The organism is Streptomyces eurythermus (assembly GCF_014649115.1).
Classification (GTDB): domain Bacteria; phylum Actinomycetota; class Actinomycetes; order Streptomycetales; family Streptomycetaceae; genus Streptomyces; species Streptomyces eurythermus.
On sequence record NZ_BMSK01000049.1, the window covers coordinates 1 to 3,989 of the forward strand.

General features: G+C 74.0%; 1 protein-coding gene. It reads right to left on the reverse strand.

Annotation, left to right across the window (positions count from 1 at the left end):
• Positions 1-3,989, reverse strand: a 3,989-nt coding sequence (locus tag IE251_RS40545) for an acyltransferase domain-containing protein (RefSeq protein ID WP_194552785.1), incomplete at both ends; no start/stop codon positions are given.

Here is a 3,989-nt window from a genome sequence, read left to right on the forward strand (position 1 = left end):
ACCCCCGTACCACCGGTGATCAGCACCGTACCGGCCGCATCGAGATCCGCGGGAACAGTCAGGACGATCTTCCCGATGTGAGCGGCCCGGCCCATGAACCGGAAGGCGTCCCGCGCGCGGCGGACGTCCCAGGTGGTGAGCGGCGGCAGGCGCAGCTCGCCCGCGCCGAGCAGCCGGACGGCCTCGGCCAGGATCTGCCCCAGTCGCTCCGGTCCCGCGTCGGCCAGGTCGAAGGCCATCACGCCGGGCCGGATGTCGGCCTTGCCCATCTCCACGAATCGCCCGCCGGGCGCGAGCAGCCGCAGGGAGGCGTCCAGGAACTCGCCGGACAGCGAGTTCAGCACCACGTCGAAGGGTCCGAACCGGTCGGCGAACTCCAGCGTCCGGGACGAGGCGATGTGGTCCTCGTCCAGCCCCAGGGCGCGCAGGGCGTCCCATTTTCCCGGGCCGGCGGTCGCGTGGACGTCCGCGCCCCAGAGCCGTGCGAGCTGGACCGCCGCCATGCCGACGCCGCCGGCCCCGGCGTGGATCAGCACCCGGTCGCCGGCCTTCAGCCCGCCCAGGTCTCGCAGGCCGTACCACGCGGTCAGGAACGCGATCGGCACGGTGGCGGCCTGGGTGAACGTCCACTCGTCGGGGATGCGCACCAGCACCCTGTGGTCGGCGACGGCCACCCGGCCGAACGCGCCGGGCAGCAGCCCGGCGACCCGGTCGCCCGGCCGCAGCCCGCTGACGTCGGCGCCGACCTCGGTGACGACGCCCGCGCCCTCGCTGCCGAGCAGCGCCGGGTCCGGGTAGACGCCGAGGGCGATCAGCACGTCCCGGAAGTTCAGGCCGGCGGCCCGCACGGCGACGCGCACCTCCCGGGGCCCGAGCGGGGCCTGCTCGTACGGCAGGAAGGCGAGGTCGTCCAGGCTGCCCGTGCCCGTCTGCGTCAGCCGTCCGTCGAACGCCTCCGGTGCGCGGCGCACGAGCCGGGGCACGTAGACGGCCCCCTTGCGCACCGCCACCTGGTCCTCGTCGCCGACCGACAGACCGTCGGGCAGCTCGTCGGCGTCCACGAGCACGAACCGGCCGGGGTGCTCGGACTGCGCGGACCGGACCAGACCCCATACGGCGGAGGCTTCCGGGTCGCTCACCCCGTCACCGGGAACGACGGCGACCGCTCCCCTCGTGCGCACCACTAGCCGTTCGCCGGGGCCGGCCAGGAAGGCCTGGACGGCCGCCAGCGCCTCGGTGACCGAGCCGGGCGAGACGAAGGCGTCGCCGAGCGCGCCCTCACCGGGGGTCAGCGGAATCCAGTCGAGGGCGTACAGCGGGGCGCGTTCGGCCATCGGACGGGTGGTCAGCGCCTCGATGGTCGCCACGGGCTCGCCGGACCGGTCCGCCAGCTGGACGGCGTACGTGCCGGGGCGCGCCGTCGTCAGCCGCACGCGCGCGGAGGTCACGCCGGTGCGGTGGACCGCGATCCCGCCCAGCGAGAACGGCAGCCGCACGTCGCCTTCCGTGCCGGCCAGCAGCGCCAGCGGTTGCAGGGCGGCGTCCAGCAGGGCCGGATGAACGGAGAACCGGGCCGCGTCCGGCACGGTGACCTCGGCGAACACCTCACCGCCGCGGCGCCACACCGCCTGCACCGCCTGGAAGGCCGGCCCGTACTCGTAGCCCGCCGCGGCGAGCGTGTCGTAGAGCCCGGTGACCGGTTCCGCGCCGGCCGGCGGCCATTGCGTCAGCTCCTGCCCGACCACGGGTTTCCCGCTCACCATGGCGGTGGCGTGCCGCACCCAACCGTCCGTACGGGACCGGACGTCGACCGTGCGGCGGCCGGTCTCGTCCGGTTCACCCACGATGACCTGCACGTCCACCGCGCCGTCCGCGGGCAGCACCAGCGGCGTCTCCAGGACCAGTTCCTCCACCGCCGCCCCGGCCGCGTGCACCACCAGTTCCACGAACGCCGTCGCGGGCAGCAGCACCGTCCCCAGTACGGAGTGGTCGGCGAGCCAGGGGTGGGTCGCCAGGGAGAGCCGGCCCGTCAGGACCCGCTGCTCGCCCACCTCGACAGCGGCGCCGAGCAGCGGGTGGTCCACCGAGTCGAGCCCGGCCGCGGACACGTCTCCCGCGCCTCCCGCGAGCCAGAACCGCGTCCGCTGGAAGGGGTAGGTGGGCAGCGCCACGGGCTCCCCTTGAGGGAACGGCCACCGCACCGGCACGCCGGCGACGAACAGCCTCGCCACGGCGGTCAGGAACTCGGCCGGGGTGCCGTGGTCGCGGCGCAGTGTCCCGGTCACCACACCCGCCTCGTGCTCCTCCAGCGCGGGCGTGAGCACCGGGTGCGGGCTGATCTCGACGAAGACGGGGTCGTCGCCCGAGGCGAGCAGCAGCCGGGTGGCCTGCTCGAACAGCACGGGTTCGCGAAGGTTGCGGTACCAGTAATCGGCGTCGAGGGCGGAGGTGTCGACGGGTTCCGCGGTGACGGTGGAGTAGAAGGGGACGACCGCGGTCCTCGGCTCGATCCCGGCGAGGTCGGTGAGCAGTTGCTCGCGGATCGCCTCGACCTGGACGGAGTGGGCCGCGTAGTCGACGGGCAGGCGGCGGGCGCGGATGCCGTCGGCCTCACAGGCCGCCACCAGTTCGTCCAGCGCGTCCAGATCACCCGACACGACGACCGAACCCGGGGCATTGACCACCGCCACCGTCAGCCGGCCGCCCCAACGGGCCACGAAACCGAAGGCCCGCTCATGCCCGAGACCGACCGAGACCATCCCGCCCTGGCCCGCCAGGGCGATCAGGGCCTTGCTGCGCAGGGCGACCACCTTCGCTGCGTCCTCCAACGACAACGCGCCGGCCACGTACGCCGCCGCGATCTCCCCCTGCGAATGCCCCACCACCGCGTCAGGTTCCACACCATGGGCACGCCACAACTCCGCCAGCGCGATCATCACCGCGAACAGGGCGGGCTGCACCACGTCCACCCGCTCCAGCGCACCACCACCGGTCAGCACCTCCACCAACGACCAATCGGTGTACGGCGCCAACGCCGCACCACACGAGTCGATCGCCTCCCGGAAGACCGGCTCCGCCCCGTACAACCCCCCACCCATCCCCACCCACTGCGCACCCTGCCCCGGAAACACGAACACCGACCGGCCCAACGGACGGGCGACCCCGGTGACCAGACCCGGCGCCGACCGGCCCCCCGCCAGCGCCTCCAACGCCTCCACACCGCTCAGCACCGCGCGGTGCCCGAACACGGCGCGGGCAGCCAGCGCGCCCCCGACCGCCGCCGGACTCACCTCGGGATGCACGGCGGTGAAGGCGACCAGCCGGCGCGCCTGCTCCCGCAACGCCGCGTCCGACCTGGCCGACAACACCCACGGCACCGCTCCGCCCGCAGGCCCCGCCGAAACCCCGGCCGGTTCCTCGGCTGCCGCCTCGATCACCACATGCGCGTTCGTACCGCTGATGCCGAACGCCGAGATGCCCGCGCGACGCGGCCGGCCGTTGTCGGGCCAGGGCCGGGCCTCGGTGAGCAGCCGGATGTTCCCGGACTCCCAGTCGACGTGCGAGGTCGGCGCATCCACATGCAGCGTCGGCGGCAACTGCCCGTGCCGCATCGCCATCACCATCTTGATCACACCCGCCACACCCGCCGCGGCCTGCGTGTGCCCGATGTTCGACTTCACCGACCCCAGCCACAACGGCTCCACCCGGTCCCGGCCATAGGTCGCCAGGAGTGCCCGCGCCTCGATGGGGTCGCCGAGGGTGGTGCCGGTGCCGTGGGCCTCCACCGCGTCCACATCCGCCGTCGACAGTCCCGCGTTCGCCAGTGCCTGCCGGATCACCCGCTCCTGCGACGGACCGTTCGGCGCCCCGAGGCCGTTGGAGGTGCCGTCCTGGTTCACCGCCGAACCCCGCACCACCGCCAGCACCCGGTGACCGTTGCGACGGGCGTCCGACAACCGCTCCAGCAGCACCAGACCCGCGCCCTCACC